Origin of the sequence: Acuticoccus mangrovi (assembly GCF_016411865.1) — a bacterium.
GTDB lineage: Bacteria > Pseudomonadota > Alphaproteobacteria > Rhizobiales > Amorphaceae > Acuticoccus > Acuticoccus mangrovi.
In genome coordinates, this window is the sequence record NZ_JAEKJA010000024.1 from 63,977 (window position 1) to 85,269 (window position 21,293).

The 21,293-nt window shown below is 69.3% G+C and carries 20 protein-coding genes; 6 read left to right on the plus strand and 14 right to left on the minus strand.

Annotation, left to right across the window (positions count from 1 at the left end; genetic code table 11):
- Positions 1-53: 53 nt before the first annotated feature.
- From JCR33_RS20955 to JCR33_RS20965, 3 genes are read right to left on the minus strand one after another with little or no spacing between them, the layout of a single operon-like run.
- Complete coding sequence (locus JCR33_RS20955) at positions 54-1,148, minus strand: DUF6163 family protein (RefSeq protein ID WP_198884088.1); 1,095 nt, start codon at positions 1,146-1,148, stop codon at positions 54-56.
- Complete coding sequence (locus JCR33_RS20960; protein WP_198884089.1) at positions 1,145-2,164, minus strand: enoyl-CoA hydratase/isomerase family protein; 1,020 nt, start codon at positions 2,162-2,164, stop codon at positions 1,145-1,147. The genes JCR33_RS20955 and JCR33_RS20960 overlap by 4 nt, the downstream gene beginning before the upstream one ends.
- Positions 2,165-2,172: 8 nt before the next feature.
- Positions 2,173-3,321 (minus strand): acyl-CoA dehydrogenase family protein, encoded by a 1,149-nt coding sequence (locus JCR33_RS20965; RefSeq protein ID WP_198884090.1) that lies wholly within the window; start codon positions 3,319-3,321, stop codon positions 2,173-2,175.
- Between the two features lie 166 nt (positions 3,322-3,487).
- Between JCR33_RS20965 and hemB the strand changes: the two genes are divergently transcribed.
- The 4 genes from hemB to JCR33_RS20985 all read left to right on the plus strand — a co-directional run bounded on the left by hemB (position 3,488) and on the right by JCR33_RS20985 (position 8,620).
- Positions 3,488-4,513 carry a porphobilinogen synthase gene (gene hemB, locus JCR33_RS20970; protein ID WP_232372734.1) on the plus strand — a complete coding sequence of 342 codons (1,026 nt, stop codon included), beginning with the start codon at positions 3,488-3,490 and terminating at the stop codon, positions 4,511-4,513.
- Between the two features lie 17 nt (positions 4,514-4,530).
- The gene (locus JCR33_RS20975; protein ID WP_198884091.1) at positions 4,531-5,793 is read left to right on the plus strand and encodes a threonine ammonia-lyase; all 1,263 of its coding nucleotides are present in this window, start codon (positions 4,531-4,533) and stop codon (positions 5,791-5,793) included.
- Between the two features lie 75 nt (positions 5,794-5,868).
- Positions 5,869-7,698: an SLC13 family permease gene (locus tag JCR33_RS20980; RefSeq protein ID WP_232372735.1), complete on the plus strand. Its 1,830-nt coding sequence runs from the start codon at positions 5,869-5,871 to the stop codon at positions 7,696-7,698.
- Positions 7,699-7,765: 67 nt separating this feature from the next.
- Positions 7,766-8,620: an arginyltransferase gene (locus JCR33_RS20985; RefSeq protein ID WP_198884092.1), complete on the plus strand. Its 855-nt coding sequence runs from the start codon at positions 7,766-7,768 to the stop codon at positions 8,618-8,620.
- A gap of 12 nt (positions 8,621-8,632) precedes the next feature.
- Here the strand turns inward: JCR33_RS20985 and JCR33_RS20990 are convergent, their stop codons facing one another.
- The 10 genes from JCR33_RS20990 to rpoZ all read right to left on the minus strand — a co-directional run bounded on the left by JCR33_RS20990 (position 8,633) and on the right by rpoZ (position 18,589).
- Positions 8,633-8,890: a hypothetical protein gene (locus JCR33_RS20990; RefSeq protein WP_211110479.1), complete on the minus strand. Its 258-nt coding sequence runs from the start codon at positions 8,888-8,890 to the stop codon at positions 8,633-8,635.
- Between the two features lie 35 nt (positions 8,891-8,925).
- Positions 8,926-11,136 (minus strand): DNA topoisomerase IV subunit A, encoded by a 2,211-nt coding sequence (gene parC, locus JCR33_RS20995; RefSeq protein WP_198884094.1) that lies wholly within the window; start codon positions 11,134-11,136, stop codon positions 8,926-8,928.
- A gap of 363 nt (positions 11,137-11,499) precedes the next feature.
- Complete coding sequence (recO, locus tag JCR33_RS21000; RefSeq protein WP_198884095.1) at positions 11,500-12,243, minus strand: DNA repair protein RecO; 744 nt, start codon at positions 12,241-12,243, stop codon at positions 11,500-11,502.
- A 3-nt stretch (positions 12,244-12,246) separates the two neighbouring features.
- Complete coding sequence (era, locus tag JCR33_RS21005) at positions 12,247-13,206, minus strand: GTPase Era (protein ID WP_198884096.1); 960 nt, start codon at positions 13,204-13,206, stop codon at positions 12,247-12,249.
- The gene (gene rnc / locus JCR33_RS21010) at positions 13,206-13,901 is read right to left on the minus strand and encodes a ribonuclease III (RefSeq protein WP_198884097.1); all 696 of its coding nucleotides are present in this window, start codon (positions 13,899-13,901) and stop codon (positions 13,206-13,208) included. The genes era and rnc overlap by 1 nt, the downstream gene beginning before the upstream one ends.
- A gap of 2 nt (positions 13,902-13,903) precedes the next feature.
- Complete coding sequence (lepB, locus tag JCR33_RS21015; protein ID WP_198884163.1) at positions 13,904-14,659, minus strand: signal peptidase I; 756 nt, start codon at positions 14,657-14,659, stop codon at positions 13,904-13,906.
- 140 nt (positions 14,660-14,799) lie between these two features.
- Complete coding sequence (gene acpS / locus JCR33_RS21020) at positions 14,800-15,198, minus strand: holo-ACP synthase (RefSeq protein ID WP_198884098.1); 399 nt, start codon at positions 15,196-15,198, stop codon at positions 14,800-14,802.
- 6 nt (positions 15,199-15,204) lie between these two features.
- Complete coding sequence (locus JCR33_RS21025) at positions 15,205-15,855, minus strand: DUF2062 domain-containing protein (RefSeq protein WP_198884099.1); 651 nt, start codon at positions 15,853-15,855, stop codon at positions 15,205-15,207.
- Positions 15,856-15,913: 58 nt separating this feature from the next.
- A complete protein-coding gene (locus JCR33_RS21030) occupies positions 15,914-18,043 on the minus strand; it encodes a RelA/SpoT family protein (protein WP_198884164.1) in 2,130 nt (709 codons plus the stop codon).
- 168 nt (positions 18,044-18,211) lie between these two features.
- On the minus strand, positions 18,212-18,589 hold the full coding sequence (gene rpoZ / locus JCR33_RS21035; protein ID WP_198884100.1) for a DNA-directed RNA polymerase subunit omega: 378 nt from the start codon (positions 18,587-18,589) through the stop codon (positions 18,212-18,214).
- A gap of 211 nt (positions 18,590-18,800) precedes the next feature.
- Here rpoZ and JCR33_RS21040 point away from each other — a divergent pair, with 211 nt between their 5' ends.
- Positions 18,801-19,388 (plus strand): LabA-like NYN domain-containing protein, encoded by a 588-nt coding sequence (locus JCR33_RS21040; RefSeq protein ID WP_198884101.1) that lies wholly within the window; start codon positions 18,801-18,803, stop codon positions 19,386-19,388.
- A gap of 19 nt (positions 19,389-19,407) precedes the next feature.
- The gene (locus JCR33_RS21045) at positions 19,408-20,049 is read left to right on the plus strand and encodes a uracil-DNA glycosylase (protein ID WP_332461246.1); all 642 of its coding nucleotides are present in this window, start codon (positions 19,408-19,410) and stop codon (positions 20,047-20,049) included.
- 32 nt (positions 20,050-20,081) lie between these two features.
- Here the strand turns inward: JCR33_RS21045 and JCR33_RS21050 are convergent, their stop codons facing one another.
- Positions 20,082-21,218 carry a polysaccharide biosynthesis/export family protein gene (locus tag JCR33_RS21050; RefSeq protein ID WP_198884102.1) on the minus strand — a complete coding sequence of 379 codons (1,137 nt, stop codon included), beginning with the start codon at positions 21,216-21,218 and terminating at the stop codon, positions 20,082-20,084.
- Between the last annotated feature and the right edge of the window lie 75 nt (positions 21,219-21,293).

Genomic DNA, 21,293 nt, shown 5'->3' on the forward strand with positions numbered 1-21,293 from the left:
CGCTTCGTGGCATTTGCGTCACAAGCGAAATGGGGCACCCGACCGTCACGCCGTCAATCGAGCTCGTCGGCGCGCCGTCGCCAGGCCATCAGCGCCCCGAGCGAGGTGACGACGAGGAAGACGACGAGGTTGCTCAGGAGCGCCGCCGGGCCGAACGGCAACAGCATCGGATTGAGCACGGCGAGCGCCACCCCCGCCCCGATCGCCGCCGCCCACACCACGACGCCCCAGCTTCCGCCGAGCCAGAGGCCGATGGACACCACCGGATAGGCGACGGCGGCCACGATGGTGGTGAGCCAGGGCCCGTCGGCGGCGTGCCAGCCCGGATTGAGGCTGGACTCCAGATAGCCCACCAGCCGGCCCCAGATGATGATCGCACCGGCGAGCCAGGCGATCCCCGCCACCTTCATGATGATGGCCGTCACCGCGCGCAGCGGCTCCGGCCGCTCCTCGCGCTGGGCAAGGGGCGTGTCGAGCGACATCGCCGAGAAATTGGCCGCCCGGGGGTTGCGGCGCAGCGTGGTGTCGCCGGCCTCCTTCTTGCGCGAGGCTTTCGGCGGCTTGACGGGCCGCGACGGCGCGGCGGCAGCGGCGGCCGGCGCCGCGGGCGTCGGCTGCGGCGGAGCCGGCGCCACCACAGCCGGCAGATTGGCCGGCGGCGTCGGCTTCGCCGGGGACGCGAGCGCCTGTTCGGCGGGAGCGACCGCCTCCGCCTTCACCTCGCGCGGCGTGCCGGCGGGGCGACCCGTCGCCCCGGTCTTTTCGGAGCCGGACGCGCGCACCAGGGCACCGGACTTCGCGACGGAGCCGCCCTTGACGGGCCCGCTCGGCTGGAGCGTCCCCCGATCCCTCTCGGCGCGCGGGCCGCTCGCGCTCGGTGCCGGCACCTTCGCCGGCGCCGAGGCCTCGCCCTTCGCCGCCTCGGTGGGGGCGGGCTTACGCGCCGGCGGCTTCGCCGGCCGGGGCGTCGCCCCTGCCGCGGCGCGTCCCGCCTTGCCGGCCTCGCTCTTTTCCCGCACGGCCTCGCCCTGTGGGCCACCGCCCTTTTCCTTCGCGGAACCACCCTTTTCCTTGGCGGAAGCGCCCTTGATCTCGGCGGCGGCGCCCTTCGGTTTGGCGGGATCGCCCTTCGGAGTGTCGGAACTCATATGGCGGCACCACTCAGATCGAGATCGCCGTGCGGCGGCACGGCGAAGTACACCGCGATCTCGTCGGGATCGACCTGATCGAGCCGGGCCGGGTCCCAACGCGGCGCGTTGTCCTTGTCCACGAGCAGCGCCCGGATGCCCTCGTAGAGGTCGGGTCCTTCGAGCACGCGCGAGACGATGCGGAAGTCGGTCGCAAGGCACTCGGTCAGCGACTTTTCGGTCGCCTCCCGCAGCTGCCGCACGGTGATCATGAGGCTCGTCGGGGACTTCTGGCCGATCGCCTTCACCGCCTTCGCGGCGAGCTCGGAATCGGCCGCCGCCTCGTTGAGGCGCTCGAGCATCATCATGATGTCGTCGCCGGCGAAGGCGGCGTCGATCATCTTCGCCGCCTCGTCGTCGCGCGGCGCCGTCTTCACCACGAGCTCGTCGAGCGCACCGTCGAGACCACGGGCGTGAACGGCGCGGTCGAGGGCGTCGCCGAGGCGCCCCGCGTCGATCGGATGGGTGACGATCCCCAACGCGGCCGCCTCGTCCCGTCCGACGCGACTGCCGGTCAGAGCGAGCCACATGCCGCTTTCGCCGGGAAGGCGGGAAAGAATGTGGCTGGCGCCGACGTCGGGAAAGAGGCCGATCCCCACCTCGGGCATCGCGAAGACGAGATTGTCCGTCGCGACGCGATGCGAGCCGTGACCGGAGATGCCGACCCCGCCGCCCATGCACACCCCGTCGAGCAGCGCCACGATGGGCTTTTCATAGAGGCCCGTCAGAAGGTCCGTCTGATACTCCACGCCGAAGAAGTCCACCGCCCCGGCGCGGCGCGCGTAGACGTCGAGGACGTCGCCGCCGGCGCAGAACGCCTTGCCCTCCGCCTTCAGCACGACGCGCTCGACCCGGTCGTCCCGCCGCCACTCTTCGAGCGCCTCCTTGAGGGAGCGGACCATCGCCTCGCTCAAGGAGTTGAGCGCCTTCGGCCGGTCGAGGGTGACGACCCCCGCCCGGCCGGCGGTTTCGAACACGATCTCGCTCATCGCGAGGCGGGGCCGAGGAGGTGACGGGCGATGATGACGCGCATGATCTCGTTGGTGCCTTCCAGGATCTGGTGGACGCGCAGGTCGCGCACATAGCGCTCCAGCGGATAGTCCCGCAGATAGCCGTATCCGCCGTGAAGCTGAAGCGCCTGGTTGACGACGTCGAAGCCGGTGTCGGTGGCGAGGCGCTTCGCCATCGCAGCGAGGGCCGTCGCCTCGGCGCGGCCGGCATCGACGGCGGCAGCGGCCTTGTGGAGGAGGAGGCGCGCCGCCTCGAGCCCCGTCGCCATGTCGGCGAGGCGGAATTGCAGCGCCTGGAAGGCTTCGAGCGGCCGGCCGAACTGGCGGCGCTCCTTGAGGTGGTCGCGGGCGAGCTCCATCGCCGCCTGGCCCGCCCCGAGCGAGCACGCCCCGATGTTGAGGCGCCCGCCGTCGAGCCCGGCCATCGCGATGCGGAAACCGTCCCCCTCCCCGCCCACGAGGTTGCTCGCCGGGACGCGGCAGCCGTCGAAGATCACCGCCGCCGTCGGCTGCGAATGCCAGCCGAGCTTTTCCTCCTGCGCCCCGAAGGAGAGGCCGGGGGTACCGTTCTCGACGAGGATCGCGCTGATCCCGCCAGGCCCGTCGCCACCGGTGCGCGCCATCACGAGATAGAGGTCGGCCGCCCCGCCGCCGGAGATGAACGCCTTGGCGCCGTCGATGACGTAGTCGTCGCCGTCGCGGCGGGCACGGGTCGTGAGGCTCGCGGCGTCGGAGCCCGCGCCGGGCTCGGTGAGGCAGTAGCTTGCGAAGTGCGCCATGGTGGCGAGCGGCGGCAGATGCGTTTGCCGCAGCGCGTCGGAGCCGAAGCGGCCGATCACCGCCGCCACCATGTTGTGGATCGAGATGTAGGCGGCGGTGGAGGGGCAAGCGCGCGCGAGCGCCTCGAACACCAGCGTTCCCTCGAGCCGGCCGAGGCCGGTCCCGCCGTAGGCCTCGTCGACGAAGAGGGCGCCGAAGCCGAGCGCGGCCGCCTCCCGCAGCGTTTCCACCGGAAAGGTCTCGTCGCGGTCCCATTGGGCGGCGAACGGGGCGATGCGCTCGGCCGCGAAGCTCTCGGCCATCTCGCGAATGGCGCGCTGGTCCTCGCTGAGGTCAAAATCCATGGCGCTCGTTCCCCGCCCCATCCATGGCGCTCGTTTCCCGCTCTCGGGCGGCGACACTCCCTCCCGTCGACGGCCGCGTCAACTGCGCTCGCTGGGGACGGCGTCGAGACCAATGGACGGCGGCCGGGTCGATGCTCTAGTTTCACGCCAGCCGCGGGGGAGTCCCATGGATCTGGAACAGCGTCACTTCACGCCGGATATGGCGGACATTCTGCGCGGCCGTCGCATGCGCCGCAATCGCCGCACCGAGTGGTCGCGCCGCCTCGTGCGCGAGCATACGCTGACGGTGGACGACCTGATCTGGCCGATGTTCGTGACCGAGGGAACCGCGACGCGCGAGCCCGTGCCCTCGATGCCGGGCGTCGACCGCCTCTCCGTCGACGAGATCGGCGCCGCCGCCGAGGAGGCCGTCGCGCTCGGCATTCCGGCGATCGCCCTCTTCCCCTACACCAAGGCCGACAAGCGCGATCCGCTCGGTTCGGAAGCCGCCAACCCCGACAATCTCGTCTGCCGCGCCTGCCGCGAGATCGCCCGCCGCACCCCCGGCCTCGGCATCATGACCGACGTCGCCCTCGACCCCTACACGAGCCACGGTCACGACGGGCTGATGGTCGGTGACGAGATCGTCAACGATGCGACGATCTCCGCCCTCGTCGCCCAGGCGATGGTGCAGGTGGAGGCGGGCTGCCACATCATCGCCCCATCGGACATGATGGACGGGCGCATCGGCGCGATCCGCGCCGCGCTCGATGCCGCCGGCCACGAGAACGTGCAGATCATGGCCTATGCGGCGAAGTTCGCCTCCGCCTTCTACGGCCCGTTCCGCGACGCGGTCGGCGCCTCGTCGGCGCTGAAGGGCGACAAGCGGACCTACCAGCTCGACCCGCTCAACGCGCTGGAGGCGCTGCGCGAGGTGGAGCTCGACATCGCCGAGGCCGCCGACATGGTGATGGTGAAGCCCGGCATGCCCTATCTCGACATCGTCTGGCGCGTGAAGGAGCGCTTCGGCGTACCCACCTTCGCCTACATGGTGTCGGGCGAATATGCGATGATCGAGGCGGCCGCGCGGAACGGCTGGATCGACGGCGAGAAGGCGATGCTCGAAGCCGTCGGCGGCTTCAAGCGCGCCGGCGCCGACGGCATCCTCACCTACCACGCGCCGCGCATCGCCCGGCGCCTCGCGGCAGGCTGACACCGGCACATTCCCCGATGACACGCCCCGACACCTCGACGTCTGCCCCGAACGCGTCGGCGATCAGCTTCGCCGACATCGCGGACGCGGCGCTGCAGCTCCAGGGCATGGTGCTGCACACGCCGTGCCTGCCGGCGCCGCGCCTGTCCGCCCTCACCGGCGCCAATGTCTGGGTGAAATACGAGAATCTTCAGCCGATCGGGGCCTTCAAGGAGCGCGGCGCGGTCATCAAGCTCGCCTCGCTCACCGAGGCGGAGCGCGCCGCCGGCGTCACCGCCATGTCGGCAGGCAACCATGCCCAGGCGGTCGCCTATCACGCCGCCCGGCTCGGCATCTCGGCGACCATCGTGATGCCGGAGCGCACGCCCTTCGTGAAGGTCGCAGCCACCGAGGCGCACGGCGCGCGCGTGGTGCTCTCCGGCGAGACGCTCGCCGAGAGCGCCGTCGCCTGCGCCGAGCTCGCCGCCGCGGAAGGGCGCATCATCATCCACCCCTACGACGACCCCGCCATCATCGCCGGCCAGGGCACGGTGGGGATCGAGATGCTGGAGGCGGTGCCCGAGCTCGACACGATCGTCGTGCCCATCGGCGGGGGCGGGCTGATCGCCGGCATCGCCACCGCGGCCCGCCACATCAAGCCGTCGATCCGCATCATCGGCGTCGAGGCCGCGCTCTACCCCTCCGCCCACGCCGCCCTTGCCGGGCGCGAGGCGCGCTGCGGCGGCACCACGCTCGCCGAGGGCATCGCGGTGAAGGCCGTGGGCAAGCTGACGCTCCCCATCATCCGCGAGCTCGTCGAGCGCATCATCCTCGTCGACGAGCCGACGCTGGAGCGGGCGGTCAACGCCCACATCACGCTGCAGAAATCGATGGCGGAGGGCGCCGGGGCCGCCGGCCTCGCGGCGATGCTGACCGAGCCGGACCATTTCCGCGGCCGCAACGTGGGCCTCGTCCTGTGCGGCGGCAACATCGATCCGCGCCTTCTCGCCTCGATCATGGTGCGCGAGCTCGCCCGCGAGCGGCGCATCGTGTCGCTGGAGGCCTCGTTCGCCGACGAGCCGGGCGTGCTCGCCCGCCTCACCTCCGCCATCGGCGCCGCCGGCGGCAACATTCTGGAGGTGACTCACAACCGCCTCGCCCTCACGCATCTAGCCCGGGAAACGGCGGTGCGCCTCACCATCGAGACCCGCGACGACCGCCATACCGACGCCGTCATGGAAGGCGTGCGGGCCACCGGCTTGACCATCAACCTGACCGATCATGTGGACGGCCGATTTTGACCGACGCCGCCCGCTGGGCCAAAACAGCGCGCGGCACCTGAGGAGACCCCCGAACGTGGACAAGACACACTGCTGATGGATGTCGATATCGCAATGATGGCGACGCTCGCCATCATCGGCCTCTCCACCGTGCTCTACGCGACGGAGCGCTATTCCATCGAAGCGATCAGCCTCGGTGTGCTCGCCTCCTATCTGTTCATCTTCGTGGTGCTCGGCCTGGCGGCGGGCGACACGACGCTGTCGGCCGCGCAGCTCCTGGAAGGCTTCGCCAATCCCGGCCTCATCACCATCCTCGCCCTCCTGGTCGTCGGCCAGGGCCTCTTCCACACCGACGCCCTCGAGCGGCCCGCCCAGCTGATGGTGCGGTGGGTGGCCAAGCGGGGCAATATCGGCATCACGATCACCTTCGTGATGATCGCCACGCTGTCGGCCTTCCTCAACAACACCCCGGTGGTGGTGATGTTCATCCCCATCATCTCCACCCTCGCCTCGACGCTGAAGTCGACCACCTCGCGGCTGTTGATGCCGCTGTCCTTCGTCACCATCCTCGGCGGCATGACGACGCTCATCGGCTCGTCCACCAACCTTCTCGCCGCCAACGTGGCACGCCAGTCCGGCGCGGTGGATCTCGGCTTCTTCTCCTTCACCCCGGTGGCGCTGCTCGTGATCGCCATCGGCCTGCCCTACGTGCTCTGGGTGATGCCGATGCTGCTCGCCAATCGCCGCTCGATGGCGGAGGCGATGCGGGCGGGCGGCGGCAAGCAGTTCATCGCCGAGATTCCGATCCGGCCCGGCCACCCGCTGGTGGGCGCGACGTCCAACAAGGGTATGTTCCCGCAGCTCAAGGACATGACCGTGCGCCTCGTCCAGCGCGGCGAGCGGCCCCACCTGCCCCCGTTCGAGAACGTGACGCTGCAGCCGGGCGACATCGTGATCGTGGCGGCGACGCGCCAGGCGCTCGAAAAGGCCCTCTCCACCCAGAGCACGGTGATGGATCGCCGACCGGACGGCGAGCGGGGGACCGAGCGCGCACCGGACCGCCCGCCCGGCGTCGTCACGTTGGCGGAGGCGATCGTGGCGCCCGGCTCGCGCCTCATCGGCCGCACCGTCTCCCAATCGGGCTTCCGGGGCGAGGTCGGCTGCGTGGTGCTCGCCATCGAGCGGCGCAGCCGCATGCCGCGCCTGCCGATGGCCGACATCCGCATGGAAGCGGGCGACGTGCTGCTCTTCGGCGGCCCCCGCAAGGCCATCGAGGACCTGCGCGGCAACCGCGACGTCCTCCTCATCGACTGGACCGCCGCCGACGTCCCCCACCGACGCAAGGCCCCGGTGGCGCTCGGCATCTTCCTGGCGGTGGTGGCCGCGGCGGCGACGGGCGTCATGCCCATCGTGGTGGCGGCGCTCCTCGGCGCCTTCGCCATGCTGTGCAGCCGCTGCCTCAACACGCGACAAGCCTCGCGCGTGGTCGACGGGCGCATCATCATGCTGATCGCCTCGGCGATCGCCTCGGCCACCGCGCTGGAGGCGACGGGCGGGGCCGAGACCATCGCCAACGCCATGCTGTCGATCCTGCGCGACGCGCCGCCGGCGATCGTCATGTCGGCCCTGTTCATGATCATCGCCCTCACCACCAACATCATGACCAACAACGCGGCGGCGGTGCTCTTCACCCCCATCGCGATCGGCCTTGCGAGCCACCTCGGCTTGCCAGCCGAACCCTTCGTCGTCACAGTGATTTTGGCGGCTAACGCGTCCTTCGCGACGCCGGTCGCCTACCAGACGAACCTCCTCGTGATGGGACCGGGCCACTATCGCTATCGTGACTTTCTGGTCGCAGGAGGGCCGTTGGTGTTGCTACTATGGGGCGCATTCTCAATCATCGCGCCATGGTGGTACGGTATTTGATGGTGTCCGCCGGGGTCCCGCCCCGTAGGCGATCCAGGCAAACGCCCAAGGAGGCCGGCTGAGGTCCATGGTGAAGTCGAACGACCGCTTCGACGACAACGAGAGTGTCCGAGAAGGTGCCACCGCCCGACCCGAGGCGGAGGCCGCCTCGTCTCTCCCCACCGAAAAGCCGATCAGGGCCCGCCGCCGCGTCACCGTCCGGCGGGTCACCGAGCACCCCCAATTCTATCTGACCGCCCCCTCGCCTTGCCCGTACCTGCCCAACCGGTTCGAGCGGAAGGTGTTCACCCACCTCGTGGGCGAGCGGGCCGAGCCGCTCAACGATCTCCTCACCCAAGGCGGCTTCCGTCGCAGCCAGAACATCGCCTACCGGCCGGCCTGCGAGGGCTGTCGCGCCTGCGTCTCGGTGCGCGTGGTGGTGGACGAGTTCGACTGGACGCGCTCGTTGCGCCGCGTTCTGAAGACCAACGCCGATCTGGAGCGGCGGGAGCGCCCGGCGCTGCCCTCCTCCGAGCAATATTCGGTGTTCCGCGGCTATCTCGACAGCCGCCACGCCGACGGCGGCATGGCCGACATGACCGTGCTCGACTATGCGATGATGGTGGAGGACACCCACGTCGACACCCGCCTCTTCGAGTATCGCCGACCGGGCTCGGGGCGCACGCGCGGCCCGCTCGTCGCCTGCGCCCTCACCGACATTCTCGGCGACGGGCTGTCGATGGTCTATTCCTTCTACGAGCCGGACCTTGAGGCCGACAGCCTCGGCACCTTCATGATCCTCGATCACATCCGCCGCGCCGCCGAGCTGGGGCTCCCCTACGTCTATCTCGGCTACTGGGTCGGTGGCTCGGAGAAGATGGCCTACAAGACGCGATTCCAGCCCCAGGAGCATCTCGGCCCGCGGGGCTGGGTGCGCGCCTGAGCGCCGGTCCGCTCAGGCGCCGAGCGCGTCGATCACCCGCCCGATGAGGGCGCGCGTCTTCGGCCCGGTATCGGCGCGCTCGCGGATCGCCTCGAGCCGTGGCCGTGCCGCCTCTGCGGCCACCTCGCCCACCTGCGGCGCGACGCCCGTCAGAACCACCATGATGTTGTAACGCCCCGCCTCGTTCGCCGCATCCCACGCGTCGAGCGCGATCGGCAGGGTGCGCGGATCGCCGAGGCGATAGAGAAACTCCGCCGCGTGCACCCGCACCGCCTCGTCGGGAAGGCGGGCGGGATGGCGAGCGGTCAGCCCTCGAAGCTGCGGGCGCGGGTGCGCGCGCCGGCCGCCGCCCGCTGACCGCGATAGTCGGCGAGCTGGTCGAGCGTCTTGGTCGGCCGGCGATTGCCTTCCTCGCGCCAGGTGAGACCCTGCTCGGCGGCGAACACGCCGATCTCCGCGAGCCCGCCCGACTGGTATTTCTGCAGCCGCACGCCGCGCCCCTTGGCAAGCGTCGGCACCTGCTCGATGGGGAAGACCAGGAGCTTGCGGTTGTCACCGAGCACCGCCACGTGGTCGCCTTCGGCCCGCACCAGGCGATGGGCGACGTCGCCGTCGGCGAGCATCATCACCTGCCGGCCGCGCTTGGTGGTGCCGATCATGTCGTCGGCCGACACCAGGAAGCCGCGCCCCACCTTGGAGGCGACGAGCCACTGCGTGCCGGCGGCGAACACCACGAGCGCGGCGATCTCCACCCCGCCCTCGAGCTCCAGGAGGAGGCGCAGCGGCTCGCCGTGCCCGCGCCCGCCGGGCAGCTTATCGGCGCCCATCGTGTAGACGCGCCCGTCGGAGGCGAGCACCAGGAGCTTGTCGGTGGTCTCCGCGTAGAGCACGCTGCCGGGCCCGTCGTCCTGGCGATATTGCAGGCCGTCGAGCTCCTTCACGTGGCCCTTCAGCGCCCGGATCCAGCCCTTCTGGGAGAGCACGACGGTGATCGGCTCCCGCTCGATCATCGCCTCCATCACCTCGTCGGCGCTGGTTTCGGGGGCGATCGCGAAGTCAGACCGGCGGCGGCCGAGATCGGTCTTCGGGCCGAACGTCTCGCGGACCTCCTTCACCGAGCCGGCGACCTTCTCCCACTGCTTCTCCTGCGACCCGAGCAGCGCCTCGAGCTCGGCGCGCTCGGCGGTGAGGCGCTCGTGCTCCTTGCGGATCTCCATCTCCTCCAGACGGCGCAACGAGCGCAGCCGCATGTTGAGGATCGCCTCGGCCTGCACGTCGGTGAGGCTGAACTCGGCGATCAGCTCGGCCTTCGCATCGTCGGCGTAGCGGATGATGTGGATCACCTTGTCGAGGTCGAGATAGACGACGAGGAAGCCGTCGAGCACCTCGAGCCGGTGCACCACCTTGGCGAGGCGGTGGTCGGCCCGGCGCACCGCCACCTCCTTGAGGTGGTCGAGCCAGGCGCGGATCACCTCCACGAGCCCCACCACGCGCGGCACCTGCCCGCCCATCAGGACGTTCATGTTGAGCGGAATGCGCGATTCCAGGTCGGTGAGCTTGAAGAGGCTCTCCATCAGGAGCACCGGGTCGACGGTGCGCGCCCGCGGCTCGATGACGATGCGGATGTCCTCGGCACTCTCGTCGCGAATGTCGCCGAGGAGCGGCAGCTTCTTCGCGTCGAGAAGCTCGGCGATGCGCTCGATCAGCCGGCTCTTCTGCACCTGATAGGGGATCTCGGTGACGACGATCTGCCAGACGCCGCGCGCCCCCTCCTCCCGCTCCCAGCGGGCGCGGGTGCGGAAGCCGCCACGGCCGGTGCGGTAGGCCTCGTGGATCGCCTCCGGCGTCTCCACGATGATGCCGCCGGTCGGAAAGTCCGGCCCCTTGACGATCTTGAGGATGGTGTCGAGGCGGGCGTCGGGGTGCTTGATGAGATGGAGCGCCGCATCGGCGATCTCGGCGGCGTTGTGCGGGGGAATGCTCGTCGCCATGCCGACGGCGATGCCGGAGGCGCCGTTGGCGAGGAGGTTGGGAAAGCCGCCCGGCAGCACCACCGGCTCCCGCTCGGAGCCGTCGTAGGTGTCGCGGAAGTCGACCGCGTCCTCGTCGAGCCCGTCGAGCAGCAGGCGGGCGACGTCGGTCATCCGCGCCTCGGTGTAGCGCATCGCCGCGGCGCCGTCGCCGTCGACGGTGCCGAAGTTGCCCTGCCCGTCGACGAGCGGGTAGCGCACGGCGAAGTCCTGGGCGAGGCGCACGAGGGCGTCGTAGACGGCAGTGTCGCCGTGGGGGTGGAACTTACCGATGACGTCGCCCACCACGCGGGCCGACTTCTTGAAGGCGGACCCCGGATCGAGCCGCAATTGGCGCATGGCGAAGAGGATGCGGCGGTGGACCGGCTTCAGTCCGTCGCGCACGTCGGGCAGCGCCCGGTGCATGATGGTCGACAGCGCATAGGCGAGGTAGCGCTCCTCGAGCGCCTCCTTGAGGTCGACCAGATCGTCGGATGGTTCAGCCAAGACGCGCCTCCATACGCTCTTCGACTTAGGGGCGCGGCGCCCGCCTTGGCAATCGCCCACGGCGTGCGTCCACCGATATCCCCCCGCTTCGCCCGAACACCGCCCCGCCTCTTCGACGGGCACGCCACCGTCACGGCAACCGCGATCCGGCACCCTCCTTCTCGGCGCGCACCCCTCCCGTTCCTCTGGAGAGTCGGGCCGGTCGTTCCTCCGGAGCCGTCATGCGACCGCCACGGCCCGGGGCTCGGGATCCGTCACCCGAAGGGCCGGAACGCACGTGGAGGACGGCGAAGCCGTTGACGGATCCCGAGCCCCGGGCCAGCCTCGCCGCATGATGGACCGGGGCCGCCACAAGCTCCCCCTTCAGGCCTCCACCCCTTCCTCCCGCGCGATGGCCTTCACCACGGCCCGCACGAAGCGCTCCCGCTCCGCCGGCATCGGCTTGTTGACGAGCCCCGCCACCTCGCGCGCCACGAAGTGGCCGGTCATGCGGAAGCCGTCGGCGACGCTCCGGGCGTCCGCCGGCGCGTTGACGGTGAGGAAGGCCGGCAGCGGCAGCAGCCGATCGCGCCACGGCACCCCCGCCTCCCGGCACACGGCACGCCCCGTCCGCGGCGAGACGTAGACGAGATCGTCGGTCGTCCCCGTCGCCGCGCAGGCGGACAGGTCGAGGCCGAAGCCGAGCTCTTCCAACAGGATCAGCTCGAACCGCACCCCCGCCTCGCCCGCCGCCGGCGGCAGGGCGAAGGCGCCGACGAGGGCGTCGGCGGCGGCGAAGAGGCGCGGATGGGGATCGCGCTCAGGCAGGAAGGTGAGGAGCGAGGCCATGGCGCCGAGGCCGAACGCCCCCCAGGCGTTTTCCATCACGAGCCCGGCCCGCGCCTCGATCAGCTCCAGCGTCAGGCTGCCGAGTTGATCGTCGAGGCGGGCGCGCCAGGTGGCCTCGACGCGGTTGCCGGGCTGCAGCAGGGCCCGCATCGTCTTGGAGCGGGCGCCGCGGACGAGGCCGGCCGTCCGCCCTTCGCGCCGGGTCAGGACCTCCACGATCTTCGAGTTCTCGCCGAGGGGGCGGGCCGACAGGATGATCGCTTCGTCGCGCCACTCCATCGGTCAGCGCCAGAAGTCGAGGCCCATCTCGCGGTAGCGCTCCGGATCGTCGGTCCAGCGGGGGCGCACCTTCACGAACAGGAAGAGATGCACCGGCGCCCCGACCATCTCGGCGATCTCCTTGCGCGCCGCCATCGAGATCGCCCGGATGGTCTTGCCCTTTTCGCCGAGCACGATCTTCTTCTGCCCCTCGCGCTCCACGAACACGGCCTGCTCGATGCGCACCGAGCCATCGCGCAGGCTCTTCCACGTCTCGGTCTCGACGGTGGCCGAATAGGGCAGCTCGTCGTGGAGGCGCAGGGTGAGCTGCTCGCGGGTGATCTCGGCGGCGAGCTGGCGCGCCGGCACGTCGGAGATCTGATCCGCCGGATAGAGCCACGGCCCCTGCGGCATCGAGGCGGCGAGGTGCGCCTTCAGATCGTCGACCCCGTCGCCGGTCTTCGCCGAGATCATGAAGGTTTCGTCGAACGCCGTCACCGCGTTGGCCTTCTCGGCGAGGGCGAGGAGGGTCGGCGGATCGACGAGATCGATCTTCGTCAGGATCAGCGACTTCGGCAGCCGCACCTCGGTCAGCGCCTCGAGGATCTTCTCGTTGTCCTCGTCGAGCCCGCGCCGCGCGTCGATCAGGAGGCACACCCGATCGGCGTCGTAGGCGTGATTCCAGGCGGTCTTCACCATCGCCCGGTCGAGCCGGCGGCGGGGGGCGAAGATCCCGGGCGTGTCGACGAGCACGATCTGGGTGTCGTCGGCGAGGGCGATGCCGCGCACCGTCGCGCGCGTCGTCTGCACCTTGTGGGTGACGATCGAGACCTTCGCCCCGACCAGAGCGTTGACGAGGGTGGACTTGCCCGCGTTCGGCGCGCCGATCAGCGCGACGAAGCCGCAGCGCGCGGCCTCGGCCGCGGGTGCCCCCTCCACGCCGCCGAGCGCCGGCGGGGTCGCGGGTGTCGCTTCGTCGACCATCAGACGCTCTCCCTAAGGCTGGCGAGGGCGGCGCGGGCCGCCTGCTGCTCGGCCTCTCGCTTGGAGCCCCCCTCGCCCACCGCGAGCACCCCGTCCGAGCCCACCACCTCGATGACGAAGTGGGGCCGATGGTCGGGCCCGGTCCGCTCCTTGAGCCGATAGGTGGGGGGCGGACCACCGGAGGCCTGCAGACGCTCTTGGAGCGCGGTCTTCGGATCGCGCTCCGGCTCGTCGGCGCGGGCAAGCAGCGGCTCCCACACCCGGTCGATCACGCCGACGGCCGCGCCGAAGCCGGCGTCGAGATAGACGGCGGCGAGCACCGCCTCGCAGGCGTCGGCGAGGATCGCGGTCTTCTTGCGGCCGCCGGCGAGCGCTTCGGCGGCGCCGAGCTTCAGCGCCTTGTTGATGCCCATGGCGAGCGCGCGGTCGGCGCACGCCTCGCGCCGCACCAGCGCGTTGAGGCGGCGGGCGAGATCGCCCTCGTCGGCGCCCGGAAAGGCGTCGTAGAGGCGCGAGGCGATGGCGAGCCCCAGCACGCGGTCGCCGAGAAATTCGAGCCGCTGATAGCTCTCGCCGCGGCCGTCGTCGTGCACGCTCGCGTGCATCAACGCGCGCTCCAGCACCGCGCGGTCGGCGAAGCGATGGCCGAGCGCGTCCTCCAGGGCGCGAAGGGCGTCGTCCCGTCGACCGCCCATCGTCACAGACTGTCGAAGATGCGACCCCAGCGGACCGCCCAGGGCCAGTTCCACACCTGCCAGATCGGAGTATCCTCCCGGATCGAGAAGAAAATCACTTCAGCACGTCCCACGAAGTTCTCGAACGGCACGTAGCCCACGAACGCCTGGGCCCGGCTGTCGGTGGAGTTGTCGCGGTTGTCGCCCATCATGAAATAGTGCCCCTCGGGCACTTTGTAGATGCCCGTGTTGTCGAAGAGGCCATTTTCCTCGGTGTCGAGGACCTCGTAGGATACGCCGTTGGGTAGCGTCTCGCGATAGCGCGGGGCGCGGAACTCGCGACCGTTGGGCCCGACGTCGACGTAGTCGGCGACGCGCTCGCGCGGCACCTCCTCGCCGTTGATGTAGAGAACGCCGCCCGTCACCTGGATCTCGTCGCCGGGCAGACCGATCACGCGCTTGATGTAGTCGGTCGAGTTGTCCTTCGGCAGCTTGAACACAGCGATGTCGCCCCGCTTCGGCTGCGACGCGAAGATGCGCCCCGGGATCGGCACGATGCCGAAGGGAATCGAATAGCGGCTATAACCGTATGCGTACTTCGACACGAAGAGATAATCGCCGACCAGAAGGGTCTGCACCATCGATGCGGAAGGAATGTTGAAAGGCTGAAACAGGAAGGTGCGGATCACGAAGGCGATCAGCAGAGCCTGGATGATAACCTTGACCGTCTCGTACAGACCGCCCTCTTTCTCCGCAGTCTTGTCTTTCGCCACGCTCATCATTACCCCTTTGATGGCGCGCAACTGCGCACGCGCCGACTGCGGACCGCCTGGCGCGGACACGCTCACATAATCCGTCGACGCCCAGCATGCAATGAACGCACAAGGCGTCGGTTGCGTGGCCCGAACCCGGGCCGGCCCTACCGGGGCAACGCTTCGATCACCACGAATGCCTGCGCCAGCGGGAAGTCATCCGTCATCGACAGGTGGATCGAGGCGCGGTGTCCCGCGGGAAGCATGGCGTCGAGGCGGGCCTGGGCACCGCCCGCGAGATGCATCGTCGGCTGGCCGGAGGACAGGTTGACGACACCCATCTCCCGCCAGGCCACCCCCATGCCTATGCCCGACCCGAGCGCCTTGGAGCAAGCCTCCTTGGCCGCAAATCGTTTGGCGTAGGACGCCGCGGTCTGGGCGGTCCCCTCGGCGCGCGCCCGCTCCTCGGCGGTGAACACGCGGTCGAGGAAGCGCGTTCCGTACCGCGACAGCGTCCGCTCCATGCGGCGAATGTCCATCAGATCGCTGCCGATGCCGAGGATCATCCGGCCTCAATCCTTGGCGGCGGAGACGGACTTCGACACGTCCACCTCCGCCTCGGTTCGCAGCGCGGTGGCCGCGTCGAGCGCCCGCGCGTGGCGCAGGGCGGCGGCGCTCTCCATGGCGGCCTGGAGCCGCGCCTCCCGCAGCGAGCGGGAGACGAGCACCGCCGAGCGCACCAGCACGTAGAGCACGCCGCCCACCACCGAGCCGATGATGACGCCGCCGATCAGCATCGGCTTCAGCGTCGGCCACAGCGTGGCGAAGGAGTTCCACATGAGGTCCACGGAGAACTCCAGATCGAGCGGCGACACCGAGTTCTCCGACCGCCCGAGAATGACCTCGCCGAGCTGGAAGGAGGACAGCCAGATGAACGGGAAGGTGAGCGGGTTGCCCACCGCCGTGCCGAACGCCGCGGCGATCAGCGAACCGCCGATCAGCCAGGCGAGCGCGAAGGAGAGAAGAAAATGGAAGCCGACAAGCGGGGTGCACGAGGCGAAAGCCCCCGCCGCCACCCCGGCGGCGATGGCGTGGGGAGAGGCTTCGAGACGCAAGACGCGGTGCTTGTAGTAGACGAAGGACCGGCGAAAGGAACGCCGCGGCCAGGCAGCGATGCGCAGGCGCTGTGGCAGCGAGGGACGCGCCCTGCGAGCAAACAACATCTATCCTTCATCCTCTTGTGACGCCTTTCGGCCGGCCGGCCGGACGAGCGCCCGGTCGTCAATGCGCGGAGCGGGCCGCCTCCGAAACGATCGTCAGGCTCTTCAGCCTGTCGATGATCCGCCCGAGATGCGCCTTGTCCGCCACCTCGATATGGAGGTTCATCTCGCGAAATTGAGGGGTCTTTTGCGTCATGGAGAGATCATCGATGTTGCCACCCTCCTCGGCGATGGCGCCCGCCACCTCCGCGAGAGCACCCCGTTCGTTGGCCGCCAGCACCCGCACCCCTACCGGAAATAGCGAACCTTTCGCCCCGTCAAGGTCCCAGCTGAGTGGCAGCCAGCGCTGCGGCTCGTTGGTGTAGCGGCTGAGCGCCTCGCGCGCCGTCGCGGGATAGACGGTGACGCCCTCGCCCGGCTGCAGGATGCCGACGATGTTGTCGCCCGGGATGGCGTAGTGCTGGGGGGCGAAGCTCACCGGCAGATCGCCGCCGATGCCGCGGATCGGCACCGGGATCCCGTTGGTCGGCGGGCCGAGAGGCTCGGCGGCGTGGCCGAGGGCGGTCAGCACCGCGCTCGCCGCCAGCGCTCCGCTGCCGATCGCGAAGGCGAGCGCCTCGGGGTCCGCCGCCCCCAGCCGCTCGGCGGCGAGGGCGAGATCGGGCTTCAGCGACTGCTCGTCGGAGAGCTCACGGCGGGCGATCTCGTTGTCGATGAGCTGCTGGCCGAGGCGGATGAACTTGCGCCGGTCGGCCTCGCGGTTGGCCTTGCGGATCGCGGCCCGGGCCTTGCCCGTCACCGCGAGCGTGTTCCACGCTGACGGCGGCGTCGCCCCGGCCTTGCAGATGATCTCCACCTCGTCGCCGCTCTGAAGCGGCGTCACGAGCGGCCGCGACCGGCCGTTGATCTTGCAGCCGATGCACGTGTTGCCGATGTCGGTGTGCACCTGGTAGGCGAAATCGATCGGTGTCGCCCCCGGCGGCAGGGCGATGAGCTTGCCGCGCGGGGTGAAGCAGAACACCCGATCCTGAAACAGCTCGAGCTTGGTGTTCTCCAGGAACTCCGCCGAGCTGCCTCCGTCGGACAGAAGCTCGATGGTGTGACGCAGCCAGGCGTAGGCGTTGGAGTCCTTGGCGAGCTGGCTGTGGCCGCGCGTCATCTGATCCTTGTAGAGCACGTGGGCGGCGATGCCGTATTCGGCGACGCGATGCATCTCATGGGTGCGGATCTGCAGCTCCACCCGCTGCTTGCGTGGCCCCACCACGGTGGTGTGCAGCGACTGGTAGTCGTTCTGCTTCGGCGTCGAGATGTAATCCTTGAAGCGCCCCGGCACGGACTGCCAGATCGTGTGGATCACCCCGAGCGCCGCGTAGCACTCCGGCACCGTGTCGACGATGATGCGGAACGCGTAGATGTCGGACAGATTCTCGAAGTTGATGTGCTTGCGCTTCATCTTCAGGAAGATCGAATAGGGCTTCTTCTCGCGCCCCGACACCCGCGCCTTGATGTCATTTTCGGCGAGCTTCTGGCGCAGATCCGTCTCGATGTCGATGAGCAGCGGGCCGACGTGGGCGCGCCGCTCGGCGAGCTTCTTCTCGATGAAGGTGTGGTCTTCCGGATAGAGCACGGCGAAGGCGAGCGCCTCGAGCTCCTCGCGCATCCATTGGATGCCCATCTTGCCGGCGAGCGGGGCGTAGACCTCCATGGTCTCTTCGGCGATGCGGCGGCGCTTGCCCGGCGGCACGTAGTGCAGCGTGCGCATGTTGTGCAGCCGGTCGGCGAGCTTGACGAGGAGGACGCGCACGTCGTCGGCCACCGCGAGGAGCAGCTTGCGCAGATTCTCGCCCTGCTTGTCCTCCTGGTTGACGAGGTGCAGCCGGGCGATCTTGGTGAGACCTTCGACGAGCTTGCCGATCTCCTCGCCGAAGAGCTGGTCGATCTCCTGACGCGTGGCGTCGGTGTCTTCGATGGTGTCGTGCAGCAGCGCGGTGGCGATGGTCGCGTCATCAAGCCGCATCTGGGTCAGGATCGCGGCGACCTCGAGGGGGTGGGAGAAGTAGGGATCCCCCGAGGCGCGCTTCTGATCGCCATGCTTGCGCATGGAGTAGACATAGGCGCGGTTCAACAGCGCCTCGTCAACATCGGGATTGTACTGGGCGACGCGCTCGACGAGCTCGTACTGCCGCATCATCGGACGGCTGGGCACCGCTGGTTCTCCTGCCCCGTCCGACAGATGGTGGCGGGGGGTGGCCGGCTCAATGGTGCCGGTATCTCCGGCCGGCACACTCGCCGGGTCCGCCGGTGTCCGCAGCATGGTGCAACCCTGTCCCCTGACCCGTTGCCCCCGTGCCGACTTCGCTCAGACCTCCTCCGTCCGCTCCGGCGGCACCAGCGTCTCCATCGCCCGCAGAAGTTCCTCCTCGGACATGGAATCGAAGGTCTGATCGATGCTATCCTCGCCCGATGACGGCGCGGCGACGGCGGCGGGCTCGGCCTCCGGCTCGTCCACCTCGACCTTCTTCTGGAGCGAATGGATGAGATCTTCCTTGAGGTCGTCCGGGTGGAGTCGCTGGTCGGCGATCTCGCGCAGGGCGACCACAGGATTCTTGTCGTTGTCGCGATCAACCTGGATCGGCGAACCGCTCGAGATCATGCGAGCCCGGTGGCTCGCGAGAAGCACCAGCTCGAAGCGGTTCTCGACCTTGTCGACGCAATCTTCGACCGTGACGCGCGCCATGGTCCTCTCCCACGAATTTCTGTTGACAAGAAGCCTGCCGAATACCAAGCAGGGAGCATTGACGCAAGTGTCAAACGCTCCGTGTGACGTGCCACCGCCGCGAGCAGGACAGGCAGACGCGCCGACGCTCGATGACGCCCCTTCGCCACGATGACGGTAGGACGACTTTCAGCTCGGCCCTTCGCCCGGCACAAATATAGAAAGACACCAAATGTTCGACCCTAGAGAGAAGATTGCGTTGTTCATTGATGGCGCCAACTTGTATAGCGCCGCGCGATCTCTCGGTTTTGATATCGACTACAAGCGACTCCTCGCCGTATTTGGGCGTAAGGGATACCTCCTGCGCGCCTACTACTACACCGCCCTCGCCGAAGACCAGGAGTTCTCGACGCTTCGCCCGCTGATCGATTGGCTCGATTACAACGGCTATACCGTCGTGACCAAGCCGCTGAAGGAATTCTACGACCAGAGCGGGCGCCGCAAGGTCAAGGGCAACATGGACATCGAGCTCGTCATCGATGCCATGGAGATCGCCGAGCAGGTGGACCACGTCGTGCTGTTCTCCGGTGACGGCGACTTCCGCCGCCTCGCCGAAGCCGTGCAGCGCAAGGGCAAGAAGGTGAGCGTCGTCTCCACGCTGCAGACGCAGCCGCCGATGATCGCCGACGATCTTCGCCGTCAGGCCGACCATTTCATCGAGCTTGCCGATCTGCAGTCCGACATCGGACGCGATCCGTCGGAGCGGCCCACGCGCGAGCGCCCGACCAGCGAGACGCGCCACGCTCCCGCCAATATCTAAGGGCGTCCTGCCTCCCAACGTGCGCGATCCACAGCTCGACTGCCCGCAATGCCCGCGCCTCGTCGCCTTTCGGCATCAGGCGCGGGACGCCCACCCCGATTGGTACAACGCCCCGGTGCCCACCTTCGGTGAGATCGGCGATGCGCGCCTCCTGGTGGTCGGCCTCGCACCCGGCCTCGGCGGCGCCAACCGCACCGGCCGCCCGTTCACCGGCGACTATGCCGGCACGCTGCTCTACGAAACCCTCGCCGATCACGGCTTCGCCAATCACGCCTTCGACGCCCGCATCGACGACGGCCTCGTGCTGCATGGAGCCGCCGTCACCAACGCGGTGCGCTGCGTGCCGCCGCAAAACAAGCCGACCGGTGTCGAGATCCGAACGTGCAGCGCCTTCCTCGCCGAGACGATGGCGGCGATGCAGAGCCTCGAGGTGGTGCTGGCGCTCGGACGGATCGCCCACGACGCCGTGCTGCGCACGCTCGGTGCGCGCCTCTCCGCCTACCCCTTCGGCCACGGGCGGGTGCACCAGATCCCGGGCGCCCCGATCGTCACCGACAGCTACCATCCCTCGCGCTACAACGTGAACACCGGCGTGCTCGACAAGCCGATGTTCGACGCGGTGGTCGGCGCGATCCGCTCCCGCCTCGACGCCGCCGGCTGACGGCACGCCCCCTGTCGGGGGCGCCGGGCCGGCTACTTGCTGAAGCGGGTGGTGAGCGTCGCCACGGTGGTGGCGGTGTTGATGAGCGGCGACAGGATCTGCAGGAACTTGCCGAGCTCCGCCGACGGGTGGTTGGCGACGTAGAGCATGTCCTCGTCGCGCAGGTCGAACATCTGCGCCAGGAAGTAGCCGTTGGGGTCGCGCAGGTTCAGCGTGTAGATCACCGGCACCATGGTGCCGTCGGGCGCGGTGATCGCCCGCTCGGACACCTGCTTGGCGATGCTGTCCGGCTCGAAGCGGAAGAGGAACACACCGCGCGCGTCGGCGAGGCTGTCGTTGAGGCCGCCGGCGCGGGCGATGCCCTCGGCGAGCGTCACGCGGCGGGAGTCGAACTTGTACTCCGAGCGGTTCAAGGTGGCGCCGAAGACGGTGAAGGAGCGCGACGCGTTGGTGACGAGCACGGTGTCGCCCGGACGCACCGGCACGTTCTCTTCCGGGTGGTCGAAGAGGTCTTCGAGCGGCGCCGTCGCCACCTGGTTGCCGCGGCGCAGGATCACCCGCGTCTCGAACGTCTTGTCCCTGGTTCCGCCGGCGGCGGCGATGAGGTCGAGCACGCGCACGCCGGAAATCGCCACCGGCACCTGGCCGGGCTTGCCGACGTCGCCGAGCACGGTCACGGAGTTGGCGAGGCTCTCCAGCACCATCACCTGGACCTGCGGCTGGATCGCCTTGTCCTCCAGCGAGCGCTGGATGGTGGCCCGCAGGTCGCTCACCGAGCGGTTCGCCGCGGTCACGGCCCCCACGTAGGGCACGAAGATCTGGCCCTGATCGTCGACGACCGTCTCGATCTGCGTGGCCTTGGAGTTGGACGAGGAGAACAGGCCCTCGGCGCCGGCTTCGAAAATGCTGACCTGAAGGCGATCACCGACGGCGAGACGAATGTCCGGACGCGCCTTGGTGACTTTGAAGAAGGTGGAGAAGCTCGGCGCCCGATAGTTGCTGGTGACGTTGGTGACCTTGGCGTCGATGGCGACGACCGCGTAGGGCGCCTTGGCCGCATTGGGGTTCTCATCGCCGACGATCGCCCGTGCCGGAGGACCACTCGCCGGCAAGCCGCCACACCCGGCGACGGATGCGGCAAGAACGACCGCCAGCAATTTCCACCCCATGTGCGGGCCCTCGTCTCACTCGATACGCATTCGGCTTAACATCGAGCCTTCCGCGCGTGCACCCTGGTTTGTCCG